This is a genomic window from Actinophytocola sp. (assembly GCF_045807065.1).
GTDB lineage: Bacteria > Actinomycetota > Actinomycetes > Mycobacteriales > Pseudonocardiaceae > Actinophytocola.
In genome coordinates this window covers 1-3,321 of the sequence record NZ_JBJMIE010000668.1, presented here as the reverse complement: position 1 = coordinate 3,321, position 3,321 = coordinate 1, and the positions used below count along the sequence as shown (strand labels likewise).

The 3,321-nt window shown below is 66.2% G+C and carries 5 protein-coding genes; 3 read left to right on the top strand and 2 right to left on the bottom strand.

The window, feature by feature from the left end:
* A partial coding sequence (locus ACJ73U_RS39245; RefSeq protein WP_407775401.1) for a transposase occupies positions 1–188 on the bottom strand: 188 nt, incomplete at its 3' end.
* Between the two features lie 72 nt (positions 189–260).
* Between ACJ73U_RS39245 and ACJ73U_RS39240 the strand changes: the two genes are divergently transcribed.
* The 3 genes from ACJ73U_RS39240 to ACJ73U_RS39230 all read left to right on the top strand — a co-directional run bounded on the left by ACJ73U_RS39240 (position 261) and on the right by ACJ73U_RS39230 (position 2,817).
* A complete protein-coding gene (locus ACJ73U_RS39240) occupies positions 261–569 on the top strand; it encodes a CHAT domain-containing protein (protein ID WP_407782851.1) in 309 nt (102 codons plus the stop codon).
* Between the two features lie 739 nt (positions 570–1,308).
* Positions 1,309–1,608 (top strand): hypothetical protein, encoded by a 300-nt coding sequence (locus ACJ73U_RS39235; protein ID WP_407782850.1) that lies wholly within the window; start codon positions 1,309–1,311, stop codon positions 1,606–1,608.
* Between the two features lie 501 nt (positions 1,609–2,109).
* Positions 2,110–2,817, top strand: a complete 708-nt coding sequence (locus ACJ73U_RS39230) for a tetratricopeptide repeat protein (protein WP_407782849.1) — start codon at positions 2,110–2,112, stop codon at positions 2,815–2,817.
* Here ACJ73U_RS39230 and ACJ73U_RS39225 read toward each other — a convergent pair.
* Positions 2,814–3,321: transposase (locus ACJ73U_RS39225; protein ID WP_407782848.1), on the bottom strand; the 508-nt coding region annotated here is incomplete at its 5' end. The genes ACJ73U_RS39230 and ACJ73U_RS39225 overlap by 4 nt on opposite strands.

Sequence of the window (3,321 nt, the reverse complement as noted above, 5' to 3'; positions counted from 1 at the left end):
GGCTCGTCTCCAGTCGCCGCTGCCGCACCCACTCGACGACGTTCGTCTTTGACCCAGACACTCAACATCCCCGGGTCAATTCCCAGCTCGCGAGCGACCTCGGAAATCGTACGACCGGTATCGATCACACGATGCGACGCCTCAACCTTGTACTCGGCCGCGTAGGACCGACGCTTCCGGGCAGACATAACGGACATCCTTCCAGCAGGGCAACGCCCTGCTAACTCGGTGTCCACTCTTCGGGGGGAACCTCACCGCACCTGGACACCGCCGAACTGGCTTTCCTGTCCGCCTGCTCCACCGCTCGGGGCGGACTCCTCCTCAGCGACGAGACGATCCACCTCGGCAGGGCGTTCCAACTGGCCGGTTTCCGCCATGTGATCGCCACCCTGTGGCCGGTCGAGGACAGCGCCGCCGCGACCGTCGCCCGGGCCACCTACCGGAGCATGCGCGCCGGGAGCGACGTCGACCAGGCCGCGCTCGCCCTGCACACCGCAACCCGGGCACTGCGACGCCGCGCACCGACCCAACCCACACGGTGGGCGGCGCACGTGCACACCGGCGCATGAACACCGGACATGAGTAGGGTTTCCCGAGCCCGGAACGACGCAGAACGAGGTGAACGCGGTGGCATGGTGGTCTCCTGTCGTGAGAACCCGCGCCCAGACATGGCCTACGCCGAGCTGGACGCGGGCGCGCCGCGGCGTGAGATCGTGCCCGAATCCGCCTACGTCAGCATCTACCTGCGGTCCGCGCGCATCGTGGACGTCCGCCGAGGGCTGCGGCGTTTCCACGGCGTCGTCCACGCCACGACGCGGTTGGCCAGCCGGGCCGGGCGGTACGCGGAGTTCTCGACCGTGGTCGCGCCACCGCAGCTGCGCGACGTCGAGGCGGACCGCCCCGAACACTTCATCCTGCTCAGCCACCGGTTGCCGGGTCCGGTGCCCTATGTCGGCGGTGACCTGGAGGCCGAGGTCGGCCTCTTCTCCGTCGCCTCCGCAGACCTGACCGCGCCCTACATCGGTCTTCTCGAAGCCATGTCACGACAGGCCGGCGTGACGTTCGTCAACGTCTCACAGCCGTTCGTCGCGCCACTCGTCCAGGGCGTCAACCTCCTCAGCGGCGCGTCGGCGTCACAACTGGAAATTGGCCTCGCGAACAGCTGGCGCCCACCGCGAACCGGTTGGGTCGTGGCGCTGAAGGCGCCACGGAACAGCGGCCCGGCCCAACCCCTATCGGTCGCGGACGACGACTTCGTCCTGCTCGACGCACACGGCAACCCGGTGGAGAACCACAGCTACCTTGGTCATGGAAGTGATAGCCGAACGCAACCGGGACGACTGGTATGCCATCCCGGAGTTGGCCACCGCCTACGAGACCATCCAGTCGGAGTACCGACGCGGCCCCGGCGAGGACTTCGACTCGGCCGTGGCCGCCTTCCGCAGCACCGCGATCACCTGCAACGACCTCCTGCTCGACGACGCCATGACGCTCGTCGACCGTGTCGACGACCAGCTCCGCAGGATCGGTCCACCGCGCCCCCGCACCCGCACCACCGGCGAGGTCGCCGACCTGCCTCCGCTGAAGTCGATCCCACGGTCGCCCTGAGCGCACTCAGCTGTAGTAACACGCGGACACTGTCTTTGTCCATGGCGCCGCCATTCCAGGTGGCGTGGGTCCTACCCCGGACGTTGGTCCCGGATGGTCGTTCTGGGCGTGTTCGTCGCCTTCTCGACACGGTCCCAGGTCAGTCCCGCTCCAGTGGTGAGCCTTTCTCTCAGATCCTGGCGAAACCGCTCCACGCCGTCTCTTTGCTGACCGTCGACGTTGGCGGTTATTTCTGATTTTCGTCGCTAATGTACAGAACCTATTACCTATGAACCACACATTCCACGGGCGATTCGGGTCCATCCCCTGGTCCAGCGCGCCGTCTACGAGAACCTCACCCCACGCGACATCCGGAGAGCCGCGCGTGCCGCCGCGATCGCGTTGTCACGGGCCTGGCCCGTGGTTGAACGTGACCGTTTGCTGGTGAAGGCGCTATGCGACAACATACAGGCGCTCCGGAGGAAGGCAGGTGACCACCTCTGGCACCGTCGAGCGCGAGAGGTGCTGTTGCGCCTCGGTCACAGCCTCGGTGCGCTCGGGCAAGCCGTGGCTGCTCGGGAGTACTTCCGGGAGCTCGTTGGCAGTGCCCGCCACGCACTTCGTCCCGGACACCCCACCATCTTGCGTGCCCGAGCCTGCCACGCGCACTGGCAGGGTGAGGCAGGTGACCCGCGTGCCGCCGCCACAGCGTCGGAAGAACTGCTTCAGGACACGACCCGGAAGTTCGGGCGGAACCACCGGTTCACGCTGACGATTCGCCGAAGCCATGCGCGGTGGCTTTCCGATGCCGGCTACCCGAACCGCGCCGTCAAGCTGATGGGTGAGCTGATCCCCGTGTTCACTCGGGTCTTCGGGCCCGAACACAAGGAGACGCTCTACGCACGCAACATCCTCGTTCGCTGCCTCACCGATGCCGGCCGCCCGGACCGCGCCGCCGAACTGATGGGTGAGCTGGTCCGTGATTTCGGTCGAGTTCTCGGCCCAAGGGATCCGGACACACTCAGCGCGCGCAACAACCTGGGGGTCAGCCTCGGCAAGGCTGGCGACCCGGTTGCCGCTGTCGTGATGTTCCGCCGACTGCTCAGCGATCTGGTGGAGATCTTCGGCCCCGCCAACCCCAAGACCCTGCGCACCCGCAACAACCTCGCGCGGTGCCGCATCGAAGCCGGTGATCCGCTAGATGATCGATGCGGTGAAGTTGATGTTTAGTGATCGTAGGCTGTGAGTGATCGTTTGCTGGTCACGTCGGTGGTCCAGTTGTGCCAGATGCCGGCGGCCATGGCCAGCAGGCGTTGTGCGACGCGGGTGAACACGCCGTGCGGGGTTCGTCCGCCGTGTCGTTCCAGGTCGAGTTGGCCCTTGAGGGTGTGGTTGACCGATTCGATCCATTGGCGGACGCCGCCGAGGTTGCCGTTGCGGTAGGTCTCGTCCTTGCGGTCCGGGCGGAGCAGTCGTAGCTGTTTCGACTCGGTGAGTTTCTTGAAGGGCTTGCCGGAGAAACCCTTGTCCGCCAATAGGATCTGACCTTCGCGGTTGAGGTGGTGGTTGTTGTCGGGCAACGCGGCCAGCACTTCGCGTTCACCGATCTTGGGGTTGGCCAGGCACCACATGATGGGCATCCCGTCACCTGCGCAGACCAGGTAGAGCTTCAGGCCCCAGTACCACCGGGAGTGTGACGCGCAGTAGCCGTAGCTGGCGTGCCCGGCCAGGTCG